General features: G+C 69.7%; 20 protein-coding genes. 11 read left to right on the forward strand and 9 right to left on the reverse strand.

The genetic code is table 11. From position 1 onward, the window contains the following. Positions 1-49 precede the first annotated feature (49 nt). Together phoU and ACWDAG_RS30780 are read left to right on the forward strand one after the other, a co-directional pair. Positions 50-751, forward strand: a complete 702-nt coding sequence (gene phoU, locus ACWDAG_RS30775; protein WP_450698796.1) for a phosphate signaling complex protein PhoU — start codon at positions 50-52, stop codon at positions 749-751. 436 nt (positions 752-1,187) lie between these two features. Next, entirely contained in the window at positions 1,188-1,436 is a 249-nt protein-coding gene (locus ACWDAG_RS30780) for an SCO4226 family nickel-binding protein (RefSeq protein ID WP_450698797.1), read from the forward strand. Between the two features lie 97 nt (positions 1,437-1,533). Here ACWDAG_RS30780 and ACWDAG_RS30785 read toward each other — a convergent pair whose 3' ends face one another. Then, the gene (locus ACWDAG_RS30785) at positions 1,534-2,664 is read right to left on the reverse strand and encodes an FAD-dependent oxidoreductase (RefSeq protein ID WP_450698798.1); all 1,131 of its coding nucleotides are present in this window, start codon (positions 2,662-2,664) and stop codon (positions 1,534-1,536) included. Positions 2,665-2,842: 178 nt separating this feature from the next. Here ACWDAG_RS30785 and ACWDAG_RS30790 point away from each other — a divergent pair, with 178 nt between their 5' ends. The 4 genes from ACWDAG_RS30790 to ACWDAG_RS30805 all read left to right on the forward strand — a co-directional run bounded on the left by ACWDAG_RS30790 (position 2,843) and on the right by ACWDAG_RS30805 (position 4,667). Then, positions 2,843-3,076: a hypothetical protein gene (locus ACWDAG_RS30790; RefSeq protein ID WP_450698799.1), complete on the forward strand. Its 234-nt coding sequence runs from the start codon at positions 2,843-2,845 to the stop codon at positions 3,074-3,076. Positions 3,077-3,120: 44 nt separating this feature from the next. Further along, positions 3,121-3,339, forward strand: a complete 219-nt coding sequence (locus ACWDAG_RS30795) for a hypothetical protein (RefSeq protein ID WP_099929770.1) — start codon at positions 3,121-3,123, stop codon at positions 3,337-3,339. A gap of 78 nt (positions 3,340-3,417) precedes the next feature. Beyond that, on the forward strand, positions 3,418-3,966 hold the full coding sequence (locus tag ACWDAG_RS30800) for a SigE family RNA polymerase sigma factor (RefSeq protein ID WP_450698800.1): 549 nt from the start codon (positions 3,418-3,420) through the stop codon (positions 3,964-3,966). After that, the gene (locus ACWDAG_RS30805) at positions 3,963-4,667 is read left to right on the forward strand and encodes a SecDF P1 head subdomain-containing protein (RefSeq protein WP_450698801.1); all 705 of its coding nucleotides are present in this window, start codon (positions 3,963-3,965) and stop codon (positions 4,665-4,667) included. Before ACWDAG_RS30800 ends, ACWDAG_RS30805 begins: the two co-directional genes overlap by 4 nt. A gap of 85 nt (positions 4,668-4,752) precedes the next feature. Here ACWDAG_RS30805 and ACWDAG_RS30810 read toward each other — a convergent pair whose 3' ends face one another. Further along, positions 4,753-5,514 (reverse strand): phosphoglyceromutase, encoded by a 762-nt coding sequence (locus ACWDAG_RS30810; RefSeq protein WP_389087096.1) that lies wholly within the window; start codon positions 5,512-5,514, stop codon positions 4,753-4,755. A 152-nt stretch (positions 5,515-5,666) separates the two neighbouring features. Between ACWDAG_RS30810 and ACWDAG_RS30815 the strand changes: the two genes are divergently transcribed. Beyond that, entirely contained in the window at positions 5,667-6,923 is a 1,257-nt protein-coding gene (locus ACWDAG_RS30815) for an MDR family MFS transporter (protein WP_450698802.1), read from the forward strand. 22 nt (positions 6,924-6,945) lie between these two features. Here ACWDAG_RS30815 and ACWDAG_RS30820 read toward each other — a convergent pair whose 3' ends face one another. Further along, positions 6,946-7,278, reverse strand: coding sequence for a DUF397 domain-containing protein (locus tag ACWDAG_RS30820; protein WP_450698803.1), 333 nt, complete (start codon positions 7,276-7,278; stop codon positions 6,946-6,948). Continuing rightward, entirely contained in the window at positions 7,275-8,150 is an 876-nt protein-coding gene (locus ACWDAG_RS30825; RefSeq protein WP_450698804.1) for a helix-turn-helix domain-containing protein, read from the reverse strand. The genes ACWDAG_RS30820 and ACWDAG_RS30825 overlap by 4 nt, the downstream gene beginning before the upstream one ends. Before the next feature lie 153 nt (positions 8,151-8,303). Between ACWDAG_RS30825 and ACWDAG_RS30830 the strand changes: the two genes are divergently transcribed. Next, complete coding sequence (locus tag ACWDAG_RS30830) at positions 8,304-8,783, forward strand: ATP-binding protein (protein ID WP_450698805.1); 480 nt, start codon at positions 8,304-8,306, stop codon at positions 8,781-8,783. A gap of 205 nt (positions 8,784-8,988) precedes the next feature. Next, on the forward strand, positions 8,989-9,870 hold the full coding sequence (locus ACWDAG_RS30835) for a helix-turn-helix domain-containing protein (protein WP_450698806.1): 882 nt from the start codon (positions 8,989-8,991) through the stop codon (positions 9,868-9,870). A 159-nt stretch (positions 9,871-10,029) separates the two neighbouring features. Here the strand turns inward: ACWDAG_RS30835 and ACWDAG_RS30840 are convergent, their stop codons facing one another. From ACWDAG_RS30840 to ACWDAG_RS30855, 4 genes are all read right to left on the reverse strand, one after another. Then, on the reverse strand, positions 10,030-10,959 hold the full coding sequence (locus ACWDAG_RS30840; protein WP_450698807.1) for a ribosome-inactivating family protein: 930 nt from the start codon (positions 10,957-10,959) through the stop codon (positions 10,030-10,032). Between the two features lie 566 nt (positions 10,960-11,525). Beyond that, a complete protein-coding gene (locus tag ACWDAG_RS30845) occupies positions 11,526-11,690 on the reverse strand; it encodes a hypothetical protein (protein WP_450698808.1) in 165 nt (54 codons plus the stop codon). A 245-nt stretch (positions 11,691-11,935) separates the two neighbouring features. Next, on the reverse strand, positions 11,936-12,160 hold the full coding sequence (locus ACWDAG_RS30850) for a hypothetical protein (RefSeq protein ID WP_450698809.1): 225 nt from the start codon (positions 12,158-12,160) through the stop codon (positions 11,936-11,938). 323 nt (positions 12,161-12,483) lie between these two features. Next, positions 12,484-12,909, reverse strand: a complete 426-nt coding sequence (locus ACWDAG_RS30855) for a DUF2000 family protein (protein WP_450698810.1) — start codon at positions 12,907-12,909, stop codon at positions 12,484-12,486. A 49-nt stretch (positions 12,910-12,958) separates the two neighbouring features. Between ACWDAG_RS30855 and ACWDAG_RS30860 the strand changes: the two genes are divergently transcribed. Then, complete coding sequence (locus ACWDAG_RS30860; protein ID WP_450698811.1) at positions 12,959-13,762, forward strand: AraC family transcriptional regulator; 804 nt, start codon at positions 12,959-12,961, stop codon at positions 13,760-13,762. A gap of 42 nt (positions 13,763-13,804) precedes the next feature. After that, complete coding sequence (locus ACWDAG_RS30865; protein ID WP_450698812.1) at positions 13,805-14,545, forward strand: class I SAM-dependent methyltransferase; 741 nt, start codon at positions 13,805-13,807, stop codon at positions 14,543-14,545. Here the strand turns inward: ACWDAG_RS30865 and ACWDAG_RS30870 are convergent. Continuing rightward, entirely contained in the window at positions 14,454-16,118 is a 1,665-nt protein-coding gene (locus ACWDAG_RS30870) for a glycosyl hydrolase family 28-related protein (protein ID WP_450698813.1), read from the reverse strand. The genes ACWDAG_RS30865 and ACWDAG_RS30870 overlap by 92 nt on opposite strands. Between the last annotated feature and the right edge of the window lie 102 nt (positions 16,119-16,220).

Consider the following 16,220-nt stretch of genomic DNA (forward strand, 5'->3'; position numbering starts at 1 on the left):
GGGCCCCTGCCCCGGCAGCCCCGAAGGACACGTAAGAGAGGGATCCCTGATGCGGGACGCGTACCACGAGGAACTGGATTCGATCGGCGACGGTCTGGTGGAGATGGCCCGGCTGGTCGGGTCGGCGATCGGGCGCGCCACGACCGCCATCCTCGACTCCGACCTCAAGCTGGCCGAGAGCGTCATCGAGGCCGACAAGAAGGTCGACGACCTCCAGCACGATCTCGAAGCCCGGGCCATAGCCCTGCTGGCCCGTCAGCAGCCGGTGGCCACGGATCTCCGTATCGTCGTCACCTCGCTCCGTATGTCGGCCGACCTGGAGCGTTCGGGCGACCTGGCGCAGCATGTCGCGAAGCTCGCCCGCCTCCGCTTCCCGGAGCGTGCGATCCCGCACGACCTGCACGCGACCATCCTGGAGATGGGCCAGCTCGCGCAGCGACTGATGGCCAAGGCGGCCGAGGTGATCATCACGAAGGACGTCGACCTCGCGCTCCAGCTGGAGCAGGACGACGACGAGATGGACCTGCTGCACCGCACCCTCTTCCAGCACCTGCTGGACGATCGCTGGAAGCACGGCATCGAGACGGCGGTGGACGTCACCCTCATCGGCCGCTACTACGAGCGGTTCGCCGACCACGCGGTGTCGGTCGCCAAGCGCGTGGTGTTCCTGGTGACGGGTGAGCACGCGGACGAGCTGCAGGGCGACGTCCAGCCGGAGATCCAGCCGGTGGCCGGGGGCGACGGGGCGTAAGGCCAAGGGGATCCCGGGGGGCGTACACCCTGACGGCGGGGCGTGTGGACGCCACAGTGCGCCGTTGATGCGCCCAGCCCAGCGGGCATGCAATGGGCACAGGCACCAGCCTCTAGGCCTCCAGGAGGACCCATGGCCGAAGCCCCGACCACGCCCGACCCGACGCAGGAGCGCGAGACGGACCAGCCCGCCGAGATCAAGAGCCTCCCGCTCTTCGGCGCGTGCGGCTGCGGCTCGGGCTGCGGCTGCGGGTGCCAGTCGGGTAATCCCTGTCAGTGCGGCTGACCGCTCCGGTTGATTTCGAACGACTCGTACGACCGACTCGTAACGAAGGTGAAGGGCCCCGGTGCCAGTGCCGGGGCCCTTCGTCATGAGCGCCGAGGTCGCCCCGGACTCCCTACGAGCGCAGCATGGAAGCGGAAGGAGGTGCGATGCCATGGCGCAGTTCATGGACGTACACCACGGGATGAAGGGCATCACGGCCGAGCAGCTGCAACAGGCCCACCAGGCCGACCTCGACATCGAGAAGGAAGAGGGCGTCCACTTCGAAAGGGCCTGGGCGGACCCCGAGTCGGGCACGGTCTACTGCCTCTCGGAGGCCCCCTCGGCGGAGGCGGTCCAGCGCATCCATGAGCGGACGGGTCACAAGGCGGACGAGGTGCACGCGGTACCGCTGTCGGTCTGACGGCACGGCTCGCCATCCGTGAACGGCTCCCTGCCCGCGGGAGTACGCGGGCAGGGAGCCGGAACAGCAGGGGGGTGCCCCCGGATGAAGGCGCGGCTCATTCGGCCTTCCGGGTGAACATGGCGATCAGGTCGCGGGCGTTGTTGGTCTCGGAGTCGATCCCGGGCATCTCTCCGCCCTCGAAAGTGGCGGCCTCGGCACTGCGGGGGAACATGGCCTGCTCGTACTCGGCGAGCGCGGCCTCGGTGTCGTCGGGGTGCGCGGCTATGGCCACGGCGAGTTCGGCGCCGTCGAGCATGGCGAGGTTGGCGCCTTCGCCGTTGGGGGCCTGGAGGTGGGCGGCGTCGCCGAGCAGGGTCACGCCCGGCACCCGGTCCCACCGGTGCCCGGTCGGCAGGGCGTGGATCGAACGCAGAACCGGCGCGGTGTCGCTCTCGGTGATCAGCGCGGTGAGTTCCGGTGCCCAGCCCTCGAACTCCGCCGCGATCCGCGCGGTCGCCGCGGCGGCATCGGTGAAGTCGATGGCGGCGAACCAGTCCACCGGCTTGGACAGCGCCACGTAGGCGTGCAGGGTGTCGCCGCTCTCCCGGTGGGCGAAGATCTCCCTGCCCGGCGAGGGCGCGATGAGCATGCCGCCGCCGACCGCCTTCGCGGCGGCGGGGTGCCGGGTGTCGGCGTCGTACAGGTAGGTCTCGACGACCGACTGGCCGGTGTACGCGGGTGTGGCGTCGGAGAGCAGCGGCCGGACCCGTGACCACGCGCCGTCCGCGCCGACCAGCAGGCTCGTGACGACGGTGGTGCCGTCGGCGAAGGCCACCTCGTGGCGCCCGTCGCCGAGGGCACGTGTGCTGCGGACCTTGTGCCCCCACCGGACGGTGCCGGCCGGGAGCGAGTCGATCAGTATCTGCCGCAACTCGCCGCGCATCGCCTCGGGGCGTCCGCCGTCGCCGTCGTCGGGCTTGTCGAGCAGGATGGTCCCGTCCGTGTCGAGGACCCGCATCGCCTCTCGGCCCTCCAGGACGATGGCGCGGAACTCGTCCATCAGCCCTGCCGCCTGGAGGGCGAGCTGTCCGTTGTAGTCGTGGATGTCGAGCATCCCGCCCTGCGCACGCGCCGACGGGGAGGCCTCCGCCTCGTAGACGGTGGCCTGGATGCCGTGGACATGCAGAACGCGGGCGAGGGTGAGTCCGCCGAGTCCGGCGCCGATGATCGTGACAGGTGTGTTCATGGTGGCTCCTCAGGGACTTGGGCCGTCCGGCGAGCTCCGGCCGGCCCGTCCCTGGAAGGTGTCAGCCACCACCGACGGGCCACCTATATCCACCCGACAGCCCCTGTCGGTCGCCGACATCCGACCGACACCCCGATGTGAGTGGCCTCAGAAATCGAACACATGCTTGAATTCGGCCATGCGACCGTTCCCCGACGACCTCGCCCAGGCCCAGCAGGACTGGACTGCCACCTACCGCCGGCTCGCCGAGCAGCCCGGCCGCACCGAGCTGCGCCGGCGCCTGCACCGGCTCTCGGCCCAGCTGTACTTCCACTCCTACTGGCAGCAGCGGCGCCCCAGCCCTGCGGCCTGGTGGGAACTCCGTGACCTGGGACGGTCGGACGGAACCGGTAGTGAGCGGCTCCCTCGATGACGGGCTGGAGTGCAGGCCGGCACATACCGGATGATCCTGAAGACATGTCCGGACCGATTCGCGTGATCGTCCATCCGCCGTCCCCCACCGGCGGCCGACGCGTGCGCGTGGACGGCGAGATCCTCGGGCTGGCGCACAACGTGGCCGATGTCGCGGAGTTCCTCCGCCGGGCCGGACTGGAGATCGATCCGGCGGACGTGGCGCAGTCGCCGTGGATCGACTGGCGAGGGGTGGGGCCGGAGCGCTGGGGCCCGGAGACGTGACGGTCGAGAAAGTCTGACCGGCAAGGCAGTCGAACTCCCTTCCGTACCCGTCTTTACAGGGGAACGAGGGAGGGCGCATTGAACGCCGACGAGGAACGCCAGTTCCGCGAGTTCGTGGCGGCGCGGTCGAGATCGCTGCTGCACACGGCCTACCTGCTGACCGGGGACTGGGAGCAGGGCCGGGACCTGCTCCAGACCGCGCTTGCCTCCACCGCTCGGCGTTGGTCGAAGCTGCGCGACCGGGAGCAGCCGGAGATCTATGTCCGCAGGGCTCTCTACCACGCCCAGGTGGATCGCTTCCGGCTCCTCAGCTGGAAGCGAGAGACGGTCACGGACACCCTGCCGGACCAGCCGTCCGGGCAGACCGCCGACTGGGCCGACACCGTGGTCCAGCGGCAGGACATCATGGCCGCGCTGCGGCGGCTGCCCAAGCGCCAGCGTGCGGTGATCGTCCTGCGCTACTTCGAGGACCGGCCGGACCACGAGATCGCCGCGATTCTGGGCGTCGCCCAGGGGACGGTTCGCAGCCAGACCCACAAGGCCCTCGCCTCTCTCCGCACCACCCTGGCCGAGGCAGGGCCGTCGGCCGCCTCCTCCACCGCCGCCGGAAGGGGCACCATCGCATGAACGACTCGGCCGAACACCCGCTGCACGATGCCCTGCACGCCCATGTCCGGGAGAGCGGCAGGGACACCGCCGGTGCCCATCTGGTCGGCCTGGCCGACGGCGCGTTGCGGGTCGCCCGGCGGCGGCAGTGGCTGGCCCGCGCCGGCGTCGGCGTCGTCGCAGCCGCCGTGGTCGCCACCGCCTGGGTGGCCGTCGCGGACGGCGCGACCCCCCGCGCGCACGTGGTTCAGCCCGCCACCGGGGGCGGCACCCACAACACCGGGAAGGCGATCCCGGTCTCCCTCCTGCCGGTCACCTCGTCCGTGGAGCGCGTCTGCACCCAGGAGAGCGGCGGCTACACCGTGCCCGCGACCGCGACCCAACCGGCGTTCTGCGTCCACACCGACCGGGCCAAGGGCATGACCGACGTCCGCGCCACCTCCGCGAAGGCCGAGAAAAGCACCATCGACGGCACCTGGCAGGTCGAGGTGACCCTCAGCCCCGCCGACCGGGCCCGTTTCGCCGCCCTCACCGGCTCCATTGCGGCGGCCCCGATCCCGCGCAACGAATTCGCCATCGTCATCGACGGCAAGCTCTGGGGCAACCCCCACGTGGCCTCCTCGATCACCGGCGGCCGCTTCGAGATCGTCGGGGCCCACGTCGGGGACCTCACCAGCGCCACCGCCCACGATCTCGCCCACCGGCTGGATCCCGGCAGGTAAGTGGCCGACTGCCGCTACGGCGTCGGCACGGCGAAAGGCCCCTGCCTGCGGGAAATCCGCAGGCAGGGGCCTTCATCGGTGCTGCTTACTTCTTCTTGCCCTGGTTCTTGACCGCCTCGATGGCCGCAGCGGCCGCCTCCGGGTCGAGGTACTTGCCGCCGGGGGTGACCGGCTTGAAGGCGGCGTCGAGCTCGTAGTAGAGCGGGATGCCGGTCGGGATGTTCAGGCCCGCGATGTCCGCGTCCGAGATGCCGTCCAGGTGCTTGACCAGGGCGCGGAGGCTGTTGCCGTGGGCGGCGACGAGGACCGTGCGGCCGGCCAGGAGGTCCGGGACGATGCCGTCGTACCAGTACGGGAGCATGCGGACGACGACGTCCTTCAGGCACTCCGTGCGGGGGCGCAGCTCCGGCGGGATCGACGCGTAGCGCGGGTCGTCCGACTGGGAGAACTCCGTGCCGTCCTCAAGGGGCGGGGGCGGGGTGTCGTACGAGCGGCGCCACAGCATGAACTGCTCCTCGCCGAACTCCGCGAGGGTCTGCGCCTTGTCCTTGCCCTGGAGGGCACCGTAGTGGCGCTCGTTCAGGCGCCAGCTGCGGTGGACCGGGATCCAGTGGCGGTCCGCGGACTCCAGCGCGAGCTGCGCGGTGCGGATCGCGCGCTTCTGGAGGGACGTGTGGACCACGTCGGGGAGAAGGTCGGCGTCCTTCAGAAGCTCGCCACCGCGGACTGCCTCCTTCTCGCCCTTCTCGTTGAGGTTCACGTCCACCCAGCCGGTGAACAGGTTCTTCGCGTTCCACTCGCTCTCGCCGTGGCGGAGGAGGATCAGCTTGTACGGTGCGTCGGCCATGTCCCAGAGCGTAATCCACGCATTAGGGCCACAGGAGGCCCGCCCAGCAAGCGGACAGTTGACGGCATCTGTTAATTGAGTGGCCGCACCCCTCAGCCCGTGCGTAAGTTGTGCCTGCCACCTGCGCCACTTACGTCCATGGGGGATTTCCGATGTCAGTCGCCAGTCTGAGACGCGCCGCCCGGGAGACCGTCTCCGGACTGCCCCGCGAGTTCTGGTGGCTGTGGACCAGCACCCTCGTCAACCGGCTCGGGGCTTTCGTCGCCACCTTCATGGCTCTGTACCTGACGATCGACCGCGGGTACTCCGCCTCCTACGCCGGTCTCGTCGCGTCCCTGCACGGGCTCGGCGGGGTCGTCTCCTCGCTCGGGGGCGGAGTCATGGCCGACCGGCTCGGGCGGCGGCCCACCCTGCTGATCGCCCAGTCCTCGACCGCCGCCTCCGTCGCCCTCCTCGGGTTCGTGCACGATCCCGTCGCCATCGCCGCCGTCGCGTTCCTGGTGGGCATGGCGTCCAACGCCTCCCGGCCCGCCGTCCAGGCGATGATGGCCGACATCGTGCGGCCCGAGGACCGGGTGCGGGCGTTCTCCCTCAACTACTGGGCGATCAACCTCGGGTTCGCCGTCTCCTCCATGGCCGCCGGGTTCATCGCCGAGTTCAGCTATCTCGCCGGGTTCCTGATCGAGGCCGGGATGACGGCCGTCTGTGCGGTCGTCGTCTTCCTGAAGCTGCCCGAGTCCCGGCCGGTCGCCGGCGTCTCCAAGGGGGCGAAGGAGGACGCCGTCGGTCTCGGTGCGGTCGTCCGCGACAAGCGGTACATGGGTGTCGTCGGGCTGTCCTTCCTGGTCGCGCTCGTCTTTCAGCAAGGGTCCGTCGGACTGCCCGTCGCGATGGGGCAGTCCGGGTTCACCCCTGCCGACTACGGCATGGCCATCGCCGTCAACGGCGTACTGATCGTCGCGCTGCAGATCCCTGTCACCCGGTTCATCGAGCGCCGGGACCCCCGGCGACTGCTCGTCGTCTCGTCCCTGCTGGCCGGGTACGGCTTCGGGCTCACCGCCTTCGCCGGGTCGGTCGGCGTCTTCGCGCTGACTGTGTGCGTGTGGACGCTCGGCGAGATGGTCAACGCTCCGACGCAGACGGGGTTGGTCGTTCGGCTGTCGCCCGTGCACGGGCGTGGGCGCTACCAGGGCGTGTACACGTTGTCCTGGTCTCTTGCTGCGCTGGTCGCTCCGCTGATGTCCGGTGTCGTCATCGACCGGTTCGGGGCGGAGTGGTTGTGGGGGATGTGCGCGCTCGTCGGCACGGTGGCCGCTGTCGGGTACGGCGCGCTCATGCGGCGCCTTCCGGCAGCGGAGGAGGCGGCTACGGTTCCGGCCGCCGCCGGGGCGGAGGTGGCGGCGGGGTGAACTGTCCAACGCCCGGGCTGGGTCAGGCTTCGGAGGCGTACGTCACGAAGTCGGCCCAGGCCTGGGGGGCGAGGGCGAGCTGCGGGCCGTCCGTGGTTTTGGAGTCACGGACGTGGATGGTGCCGGGGGTGGTGGCCACTTCGACGCAGGAGTCGCCTTCGCTGCCGCTGCTGTAGCTGCTCTTGGACCAGTCCAGCGCGACTTCGACGCAGGAGTCGGCTTCACTGCTGCTGTAGCTGCTCTTGAACCAGGCCACGGCCACTTCCACACAGGAGTCGCCATCAGGCCCGCTGCTGTAACTGCTCTTGAACCACGCCAGTTCGGAGGCGTCACCGGCAGTGGACTTGCGGATCATGTTTCTCCCAGCAGTTGCTCGATGAGAGCCAGTGACTCTCCTGGTGGCAGAGCCAGGGCCCGGATGGTGCCATACCTCAGCTCAAGGATGCGCAACTGCTTCAGGTCGGAGACCGGACGGCCGTTGAAAGCCCCGTCGGAACGTCCAACGGCTCTGCCGTCCTCGAACTTCAGCAGTTCGATCCTGCCGCTCATGCCTGGGTGCGCCGCGCTGTTCATTGGCATCACCTGGAGCGTGACGTTGTTCAACCGCCCCACCTCCAGCAGGCGCTCGAACTGTTGTCGCCGCACCATTGTGCCTCCAACGTTGCGATGCAGCGTTGCTTCTTCGAGCACGAACCCGAGGGCCGGTGCCGGCAAGCGCTCGAACACAGACTGCCTGGCAATGCGAGCAGCCACCCTGCGTTCCAAGTCCTCGGGCGAGTAGGCAGGTTGCCACGACTCCAAGAGGGCTCGCACATACTCAGGTGTCTGCAAGAGACCGGCGATGTTGGTGCACTCGTACACCCCGATCTCAACCGCCTTGGCCTCCATGGCGGCCAGGTCCCGCACCTTCTTCGGGTACCGAACCTTCTTCACGTCCTCCCACGTCGCGGAAATGAGCCCACCCGCCCCCAGCACCTCGTCCGCCGTGTCCAAGTACTGCTGACGCGGAATCCGCCTCCCCGCCTCGATCTTGTAGACCATGTCGTCGCCGTACCCGACCGCCGCCCCGAACTCGGGTACCCGCATCCCCACCGCCTCCCGCCGCAGCCTCAACTGCCGCCCCACGGTGGCGATGACGGCCACGCCCCACTCGTCGTCCGGGTCCACCTCCCAACCCGGCTCGTCCGCCTCGGTCCTGAGCCGTACCGCCTCGCCGTCCACCGACATCCCGCACCCCTCCGTCGTACGACCGTGCCGCGACGCCCCTACCCGTACGCACCGCCCCGACAGCTTGGACACCCTGGACAAGCCCTGGACAGTCGCTCTACGCAACCGCGTCGTCACTGTTCACGGTAAACAGATGCGGCCACGCTGAGTGATGTGAATCAAGAAACCGCCACCTCCATCCGCAACTTCAGCGTCCTCCTCTCCCCGACGCCCCGCGGAGCCCGCCTCGCCCGTCTCCTGGCCACCGAGCAACTCCGCACCTGGGAGCTGCCGTTGGACCCGGGGGCACACATCGTGGCGGAGCTGGCGGCGAACGCGGCAACGCACGGCCGCGTACCGGGACGCGACTTCCGGCTCACGCTCTACGTCGTCGGCGGCACCCTCCGTATCGAGGTCACCGACACGCGCGGTGACCGGCCACCGTGCGCCCAACTTCCCTCCCCCGACGCCGAGTCCGGCCGGGGGCTCGTCCTCGTCGACGCGCTGGCCGACCGCTGGGGCGCCGCACCGGGACCGTATCCGCGTAAGACCGTCTGGGCCGAAGTCGCTCTCCCGGAACCGGTATTGGTACCGGAACCCGGCCGCCCGTGCTGCGGTGCCACGGGCGGTCTTTTCCAAGGAACTCAACGGTGAAAGAACCCCACCAAGCCCCACCCCTCCCGCCCACGGCGCACGCTCACCCTCGCGAGTGAACATCGCCAACTCAGCTGGATTTCGGCCCGGTTGCCTGCTCTACGCTCAGCGCGACACAGCACAACCGCAGACATGCGACGGCCCCCGCCGGGACTGCAATCCCAATGGCGAGGGCCTGACCACCGAGGAAGTTAGGGCCTTCCCGATGGACACCGAAAACACTAGCGCGCCCACGCGCGCCCGGTCCCGTATCCCGGGCAAAAACCACCCCCACCGGGACTCCCCGTCCGGCGGCGGCCTCACCCACGACAACACCCGCCACACCACCCGCTTCACGGTGATCGGCAACCACCTCACCCAACACGCCGAACTCTCCCTCCTGGCGATCGGCCTGGCCTGCCACATCCAGTCGCTACCCAAAGGCTCCCGCGTCGACATCAAGACCCTCGCCGCACGCTTCCCCGAGGGCGCCACCCGCATCGCCGCCGCCCTCCGCGAACTCGAAGCCCACGGCTACCTGCGCCGCGAACGCACCCGCGCCCCCAACGGCCGCATCGTCACCCGCACGGTCTCCTGCAACCAGCCCGGCCATCACCGCCGGGCCGCCGAGAACCACGGATCCGCGACCCCGAAGAAGCCGAGGCCACTCCGCAAGAAGGCCCTCCCCGCCGTACCGCAACCGGCCTGCCCGGCCCCCGCCCTCCTCCAACAGGCCACCGACCTCCTCGCGGACCTCCGCCGCCACGACCCCCGCCTGCTGCTCTCCACCAGCGACGCAGCCCATCTCGCGCCGGGCGTGGCCGCCTGGCTGGAACGCGACGTCAGCCCCACGGCCGTACGTCACGCGCTGACCGCGGACCTGCCACCCGAACCCCTGCACCGCCCGGCGGCCCTCCTGGCCCACCGCCTCGCAGCCCAGCTGCCACCACCGCCACCGTTCCGGGCCCCGGCACCACCGCCGACCGTCCGTCACCCGCTCCGAAACTGCGACGGCTGCGATCGCGCCTTCCGCTCCCCCACCCCAGGACGTTGCCATGACTGCCGCACTCCCGTTGCGCCGAGCGGGTCGCACTGGTCGCCTGCCTGACCGGTGATCCTCCGGCTCGTTTCGGGCATGGTGAACCGGCCGGCATCTCACGGAAGAGCCCTCGGGCGGCCACCGGTGTTCTCCGGTGGCCGCCCGAGGGCCGACGCATCAGCCGTCCAGTGCGCGGATCGCGAACGCTGATGCTGAGCACAGAGGCTGTCAGGTTGACTTGTACAACAGCATGAGGAAGTAGATGGCCGCGGTGTTGGCGAGTGTCTGGAAGTTGTACCGGCCGATCGAGGCGGCCGGCTGTACAGTCTGGTCCCGGAGTCGCCGCTGGAAGTTGTCGCCGATCGCCTGCCAGTTGGTTGTCAGGCCGTCGTCGGCCCAGTCGAAGCTGTATCCCCAGTCGTCGTTCCACGCGTTGATGATCCGGTCGGAGATGGCGTTGAACCGGGCGCCCTCGGCGACAGCTTCAACGAACCACAGGAGCGCTCCGGCCCTGTTGCTGTCTGCTTGGTTCGTGTCAGCGAGCACGTTCGCGTTGTCGCGGGCATAGCGGGTGCAGAATATCGGGCTCGTTTTGCTGTTGCCGGAGAAGTTGGTCAGGCCCTGCGCCGTCCCGCCACCCGGCACCTGGGTCGTGCCGGCGTAGTTGCCCGAGAACGGGAGTTGGATTGCAATCGGCCGGGTCGACGACGTGGACGGCAGCCAGTTCGCGTCTCGGAGGTCCGCGGTCGCGGTGTAGCGGTAGGTGCTGTCGTTGGGGTTGTAGTAGCCCTGCACATACAGGTTGTGGGCGTTCAGGACGAGCCGGGTCAGCAGGTTGGGCCCGTCGAACACGTTGACGAGGAAGTAGTCCCCGGCGTTGGACTCGGTGGTGAACACCGTCCCCGGCGAGCCGTTTCCGTAGATCGCCTGCTGCTCGACTCGGCCGCGGACATCTCTGATCATCTGCGCGTAACCGGACCGACCTTGGCTGATGTCCCAGGTGACGTCACGCGCGTCATCGATCGCGAAGGCTTTCGCGGCACCGAGGGGGCTGAGCAGGGCCAGGCACAGTGCGAGCAGTACCGCGCCGACGGTGGCTATGGTCATTCTGCTGCGTCGGCCGCGCAGAGGGCTGCCGACTGCGATCTCAGTACTCATGTGCTCCTCCTGATGTGCGGTGGCGCACCGTGCCCGCGTTGTCCTGCGCTTGCCCGGACGTGCGGCAGCAGGACTTGGTGTGCGACAGCACGACTTGGCGTGCAGCGCTGACATGGGCACCACGTGTGGGGGGACCGGATCCTTCCTGTGTCGGATGGGACCCTGGTGTTGCACGGCGGTGGCCTCAGCGTGGGGGGCGAGGCGGGCCGGCGTCTTGAGCAGTTCCGCTCAAGGTGGACATCTGCTCCCTTCTGTCCGGTGGGTACGCAACCGACTTTCCGGCGGGAGCGGGTTGATCGGCGAGCCGAATCGGGGAGCCAATCAAATTCCGAGCGCCCCAATCAACGGGTTCAGCACCTGTACGTAGTTGATTGATCACATTCGGTCGGGAGAATCAGCCGGCTGCGGTGGCCTCGTCAAGGAACGGCGTCCTGCGCGTGCTCTGGAGGTACCCGTGGAAAATCCTCCGCCCCACACCATGAACGTCACGGTGCGGGGCGGGGTGAGGCGGTGCGGGGTGGGGTGGGGCGATAGAAATTACGGCCCGGCGCTCAGGGCGCGGAAGCCTAGTTGAAAGTCCCCTCGAACTTGCCGAAGTCGGGGTCGCCGTTGACCTTGGCCACGTCGTTGAGCGGGTCGTCGTCGGGGCCGTCGGCGAGGGCCTGGGCCGCGCCTCCCAGCAGGACTGCCCCGGCGAGCGCGAGGGCGGCCAGCACGGCACGTGCACGCATAAGCGTCTCCTTCGGTAGGGGTGTGCTTGCCGGAGGTATGCCGCCCCGCCCCCGTGCCAGAAGCACCGACGCACACACAAGCACCCGAATGCAGCGCACATGGCGGCGCCCGCATGGGCGTAGGGGAAGGCATGACAAAGCCCCCCACCTGCGGTTGTCCGCCGGTGGAGGGCTTGTCGCCGTGGCTGTCGACCGGTGCCGGCGCTGTCAGGTCGCCGGCCGGGCGATCAGAAGCTGCCCGGCGATCAGAAGCTGGCGCTCAGGCCGACCTGGTGCGGGAGGGCACCGAGGGTGCCGCCGAGGGTCCCCAGGGCCGTGGCCTTGAGCGTGTCGAGCTCGGCCAGGGCGTCAGCGCTGCTGAGCGTCGTGGAGCCGGCGGTGAGGGAGACCTGCGGGGCCAGACCGCCGGAGACGGCGTCGAGGTCGGCGTCGGAGATCTCGGCGGTCTGAACCTGGGGAGCGGAGTTCATGGTGAAACTGCCCTTCGCATGGATGTGCCAGAGGGGGGAGCAGCCCCGCAGGGGGGACAGAAGGCGGGGCTCGGTGCGGAGGATCAAACCACGGTGCGTGCCCGGCATCCAGTGCGAAGGCGCCCGGAGCCGGGCCGTTGAAACGGCCGGCCACCGAAGCGTGTGGGTATGCACACGGATCGGTGGCAGCTTCTCTACACCGAGCGCCGCACAGGAAGCCGACAGGTATTGCCCCGGCTGCCGCGAACAGGACAACTCCGCATCAACAGAACTCACTCGGCACTCACTCGTACCGAGGTTGCGCATTGAGTGTGCAGATTCGGTCAGGGATGCATCCGCGCCCCTTTCAGCACCTTGTCCACGGCGTTCCTCGGCCCGTGGACCGCCATCCCCACCAGGTCCAGATCACCGGTCCGCACGGCCCGTACCGCCGCCCGGTTGTCGCGGTCGTTGCCCGTGGCGAACAGGTCGGACGTGAAGACCGACCGCGGGAGGGCCCGGGACAGCGCGCGCCCGTGGGCCGCCGTCAGCGTCTCCTTCGTACCCTCGAAGACCAGTACCGGCTGACGGAACATGGGCAGGTACCGGACGCCGTCCGCGTCCTCGTACGGCTCGCCGATCACCTCGGGAACCGCCGTCCCCAGGCCGCTGACCAGGAACGCGGTCACGTTCAGCCGCTGCCAGGGCTCCAGGTCCTCGCGCAGCAGGACGGCGATCTTGGTGTCGAAGCGCATCGGTTCAGTGCTCATGCACCGAGACTGCCGACCGCCGTACGAGCCCGTCTTGTACGTTCTTTGCATGGCCGCTCAGCGCCCCCGGCAGGAGGTCTCCGCCTGGCGCCCCCGGATACCCGGCGTCGTGGAGGTCTTCCACGCGCACTTCACCGAGTACGCCTACCCGATGCACGTCCACGAGGCGTGGACGCTGCTCATCGTGGACGACGGCGCCGTACGGTACGACCTCGACCGGCACGAGCACGGCACCCCGCACGACACGGTCACCCTCCTCCCGCCGCACATCCCGCACAACGGCTCCCCCGCCACCCCGCACGGCTTCCGCAAGCGCGTCCTCTATCTCGACGGAACGCACCTGAGCGACGATCTCATCGGGGCCGCCGTCGACCAGCCGGACCTGCGGGATCCCGTGCTGCGGCGGCGCGTCGCACAGTTGCACACGGCCCTCGCGCACGCCGGGGACGAGCTGGAGGCCGAGAGCAGGCTGACGTTCATCGGGGAGCGGCTGCGGTCCCAGCTGCGGCCGAGTGCCCCTCCCACCAACTCCCGGCCCGATCCCGCCCTGGCCCGCCGTCTGCGCGAACTCCTCGACGAGCGCGTGGTCGACGGCCTCACCCTCGACGAGGCAGCGGGGCTCGTGCACGCCCATCCCGCGCATCTCGTAAGGGCGTTCAGCACCGCCTACGGCATCGCACCGCACCAGTACCTGAACTCCCGCCGCGTCGACCGGGCCCGACGGCTCCTGCTCGACGGCCGGTCGCCGGGGGAGGTCGCGTCCGCCACCGGGTTCTTCGACCAGTCCCATCTCACCCGGCACTTCAGGAAGTTGGTGGGGGTGACCCCGGGGCGTTATGCGAAGAAGGTGTGACAAGGCCACCCATGCCCGACCCGCGGCCGTATCTTCCGGCTCATGGACTGGCATGAGTGGCACGACGCGTACGACTCACCCGACTCCTATCTCGGCCGGCGCCTGGCCCTTGTCCAGGAACGCATCCGGCTCGCTCTCGACGAGGCCCCGCCCGGCCCGCTCACCGCGGTCAGCCTCTGCGCCGGACAGGGCCGCGACCTGATCGGTGTGCTCCACGACCACCCCCGGCGGGCCGACGTCCGGGCCCGGCTGGTCGAACTGGACGAGCGGAACGTCACGGTGGCGCGGGCCGCGGCGCTGGCCGCGGGGCTGCCGGACGTCGAAGTCCTCGCCGGGGACGCCTCGTTGACCGACCACTACGCCCCGCTCGTGCCCGCCGACCTCGTCCTGGTCTGCGGGGTGCTGGGCAACCTGGTCGACGCCGACGTCGAGCGGACGATCGACCACCTCGCACAGCTCTGCCGGCCCGGCGGCACGGTCGTATGGACCCGTACCCGGCACTTCGAGCCCGACCTGGTCCCCCAGATCTGCGCATGGCTGGAGGAGCGGGACTTCCAGCGGCTGTGGGTGTCCGACCCCAGCCTCGGCTACGGCGTCGGGGCCCACCGATTCGCGGGTGAACCCCAGCCGCTGAGGCCCGGGCAGCGCATGTTCGACTTCATCGGCTACGACGCCCTGCGCCGCGCCTTGGTCACAGCTCCCGCTGCGCCTCGTACAGGTTCCGAGGCCGGACCTGGTCCGTCGTGGGATACAGCTCCAGCGCCGCATGCAGGTCCCCGGTGAAGTCAGGCACGTCGATCTGATCGAACTCCGTGACCTCGTTGACGCCGACGGTCGCGGAGTACGGCGCGAGTCCGTCGATCTTCACCAGGCCCGCCCTGCCGTTCGTCACGCGGATGTTCCAGTGGGTGAAACGGGCGCCGTAGAGGGGGCCGGCGTTCGCGTCGCCGCCGTGGCGGCCGTTGTTGTCGACGGTGATGTCAGTGCGGACGTTCGCGAAGGGCAGGCCCCGGTGGGAGTCGAAGGTGCCCATCTGCATGTCGCCGCGCGACCAGACGTTGTAGGAGGACAGGCCCTCGACGTTGATGCCGTGCAACTGCGTCCCCTCCGGGGCCGGGACCGTGCGCTGTTCGATCGTGAAGTCCTCGATGAGGTTGTCGTGCGAGCCCTCGCGGCAGAAGTAGGGGTGGTGCTCGCCGCGACCGCCGACCCGTGTGCGGCGCAGGGTGCAGGAGGACGCGGCGATCAGGCCGAACCCGTTGTCGACGTTGCGTACGGTCACGTCGTCCACCCAGCAGTCGTAGGCGCACTGCAGCGCGACTCCGTTGTAGCCCTTGTCGAGGAGGTGCGGAGACTGGGGGGTGTCCATGACGTCGAGGGTGAGGCCTTCGACACCTGATCCGGTCAACTCGCGTACATGTGTGGTGAATTGGGGGTTCCATTCGGGGCGCAGGTCGAGCGGGAGCGGGCGCTCCAGGGTGACCCTGCGGCCGCGGACGCGGGCCACCCGGACCGGCCACTCATAGGGGACGTACGACAGCAGCTTGGTCTTGTCCTGCCAGGAGTACGCCGCCGGGCCGGGGCCGCCGCCCGACATGTGCTGGAGGAGGGTGTGGCCGGCGTCGTCGGCGATGCGGAGCAGGACCAGGCGGCCGGGGCGCAGCCGTGACGGGTCGGCGACCGTCACCGTCCAGTCCCCTTGCCGCGCGGGCTCCACGGCCGTCAAGAGCTCCCACTCGTCCCGCTTGTTGCCGGTCCAGCCCTCGAAGGGCCAGGCCTGAGCCCTGATGGCGGCGACGAGTGAGTCCCAACGGGCCGTGGGCGCCAGCCAGATGAGGCCTCCCGCCCAGGACCAGGCCGACTTGGTGCCGCCGTATCGGGAGCCGTAGACGCCGATCAGCTCGGTGAGGCTCTTCGTCGCGTACAGCGTCGTACGGCCGCTTCCGGCACCCCGCAGCACGACGTTGTCGTACCCGATATGGATGAGGCCGTCGATGCGGAAGGTCCCCGGCGGGATGGTGACCGTGCCGCCGCCGGCCCTCCCGACGGCGGCGAGGGCACGGTTGATCGCGGGGGCGCAGTCGGTCGAACCGCCCGCCTCGGCGCCGTGGTCGCGTACGTCGGCCACGGCGGGGCGGCGGGGGAAGCGCGCCGCCCCGCGCAGGCAGCCGGCCCGGCCGACGTACGGGATCTGCGGGTGGGTGAAGGGGGTGCGGGTGAACTCCCGCCAGATGCCGGGGATCTGGCTGCCGGTCGGGTCGGCGGAGGCGGGGGTGCCGGTGACCGCGGCGGCGGCCACAGCGGTGGCGCCGGCGAGAAGGCTCCGTCTGGTCATGCCCTGGTGCGCCGTGCTCATTCCGTACGTCCTTTCCATGTGACTCTTCATGGATATGAACGACGTTCAGATCTGCGTCGGGCGTGAGCATGCCACGGAGCTCGGTGGTCGAGAAGGGGGTGT

It is taken from the genome of Streptomyces sp. NPDC001157, from assembly GCF_053598255.1.

Bases quoted from the DNA above. Each gene is read 5' to 3' on its own strand.
- phoU (WP_450698796.1), top strand. From the start codon at position 50: ATGCGGGACGCGTACCACGAGGAACTGGATTCGATCGGCGACGGTCTG.
- ACWDAG_RS30780 (WP_450698797.1), top strand. From the start codon at position 1,188: ATGGCGCAGTTCATGGACGTACACCACGGGATGAAGGGCATCACGGCC.
- ACWDAG_RS30785 (WP_450698798.1), bottom strand. From the start codon at position 2,664: ATGAACACACCTGTCACGATCATCGGCGCCGGACTCGGCGGACTCACC.
- ACWDAG_RS30790 (WP_450698799.1), top strand. From the start codon at position 2,843: ATGCGACCGTTCCCCGACGACCTCGCCCAGGCCCAGCAGGACTGGACT.
- ACWDAG_RS30795 (WP_099929770.1), top strand. From the start codon at position 3,121: ATGTCCGGACCGATTCGCGTGATCGTCCATCCGCCGTCCCCCACCGGC.
- ACWDAG_RS30805 (WP_450698801.1), top strand. From the start codon at position 3,963: ATGAACGACTCGGCCGAACACCCGCTGCACGATGCCCTGCACGCCCAT.
- ACWDAG_RS30810 (WP_389087096.1), bottom strand. From the start codon at position 5,514: ATGGCCGACGCACCGTACAAGCTGATCCTCCTCCGCCACGGCGAGAGC.
- ACWDAG_RS30815 (WP_450698802.1), top strand. From the start codon at position 5,667: ATGTCAGTCGCCAGTCTGAGACGCGCCGCCCGGGAGACCGTCTCCGGA.
- ACWDAG_RS30820 (WP_450698803.1), bottom strand. From the start codon at position 7,278: ATGATCCGCAAGTCCACTGCCGGTGACGCCTCCGAACTGGCGTGGTTC.
- ACWDAG_RS30825 (WP_450698804.1), bottom strand. From the start codon at position 8,150: ATGTCGGTGGACGGCGAGGCGGTACGGCTCAGGACCGAGGCGGACGAG.
- ACWDAG_RS30835 (WP_450698806.1), top strand. From the start codon at position 8,989: ATGGACACCGAAAACACTAGCGCGCCCACGCGCGCCCGGTCCCGTATC.
- ACWDAG_RS30840 (WP_450698807.1), bottom strand. From the start codon at position 10,959: ATGAGTACTGAGATCGCAGTCGGCAGCCCTCTGCGCGGCCGACGCAGC.
- ACWDAG_RS30845 (WP_450698808.1), bottom strand. From the start codon at position 11,690: ATGCGTGCACGTGCCGTGCTGGCCGCCCTCGCGCTCGCCGGGGCAGTC.
- ACWDAG_RS30850 (WP_450698809.1), bottom strand. From the start codon at position 12,160: ATGAACTCCGCTCCCCAGGTTCAGACCGCCGAGATCTCCGACGCCGAC.
- ACWDAG_RS30855 (WP_450698810.1), bottom strand. From the start codon at position 12,909: ATGAGCACTGAACCGATGCGCTTCGACACCAAGATCGCCGTCCTGCTG.
- ACWDAG_RS30860 (WP_450698811.1), top strand. From the start codon at position 12,959: ATGGCCGCTCAGCGCCCCCGGCAGGAGGTCTCCGCCTGGCGCCCCCGG.
- ACWDAG_RS30865 (WP_450698812.1), top strand. From the start codon at position 13,805: ATGGACTGGCATGAGTGGCACGACGCGTACGACTCACCCGACTCCTAT.
- ACWDAG_RS30870 (WP_450698813.1), bottom strand. From the start codon at position 16,118: ATGAGCACGGCGCACCAGGGCATGACCAGACGGAGCCTTCTCGCCGGC.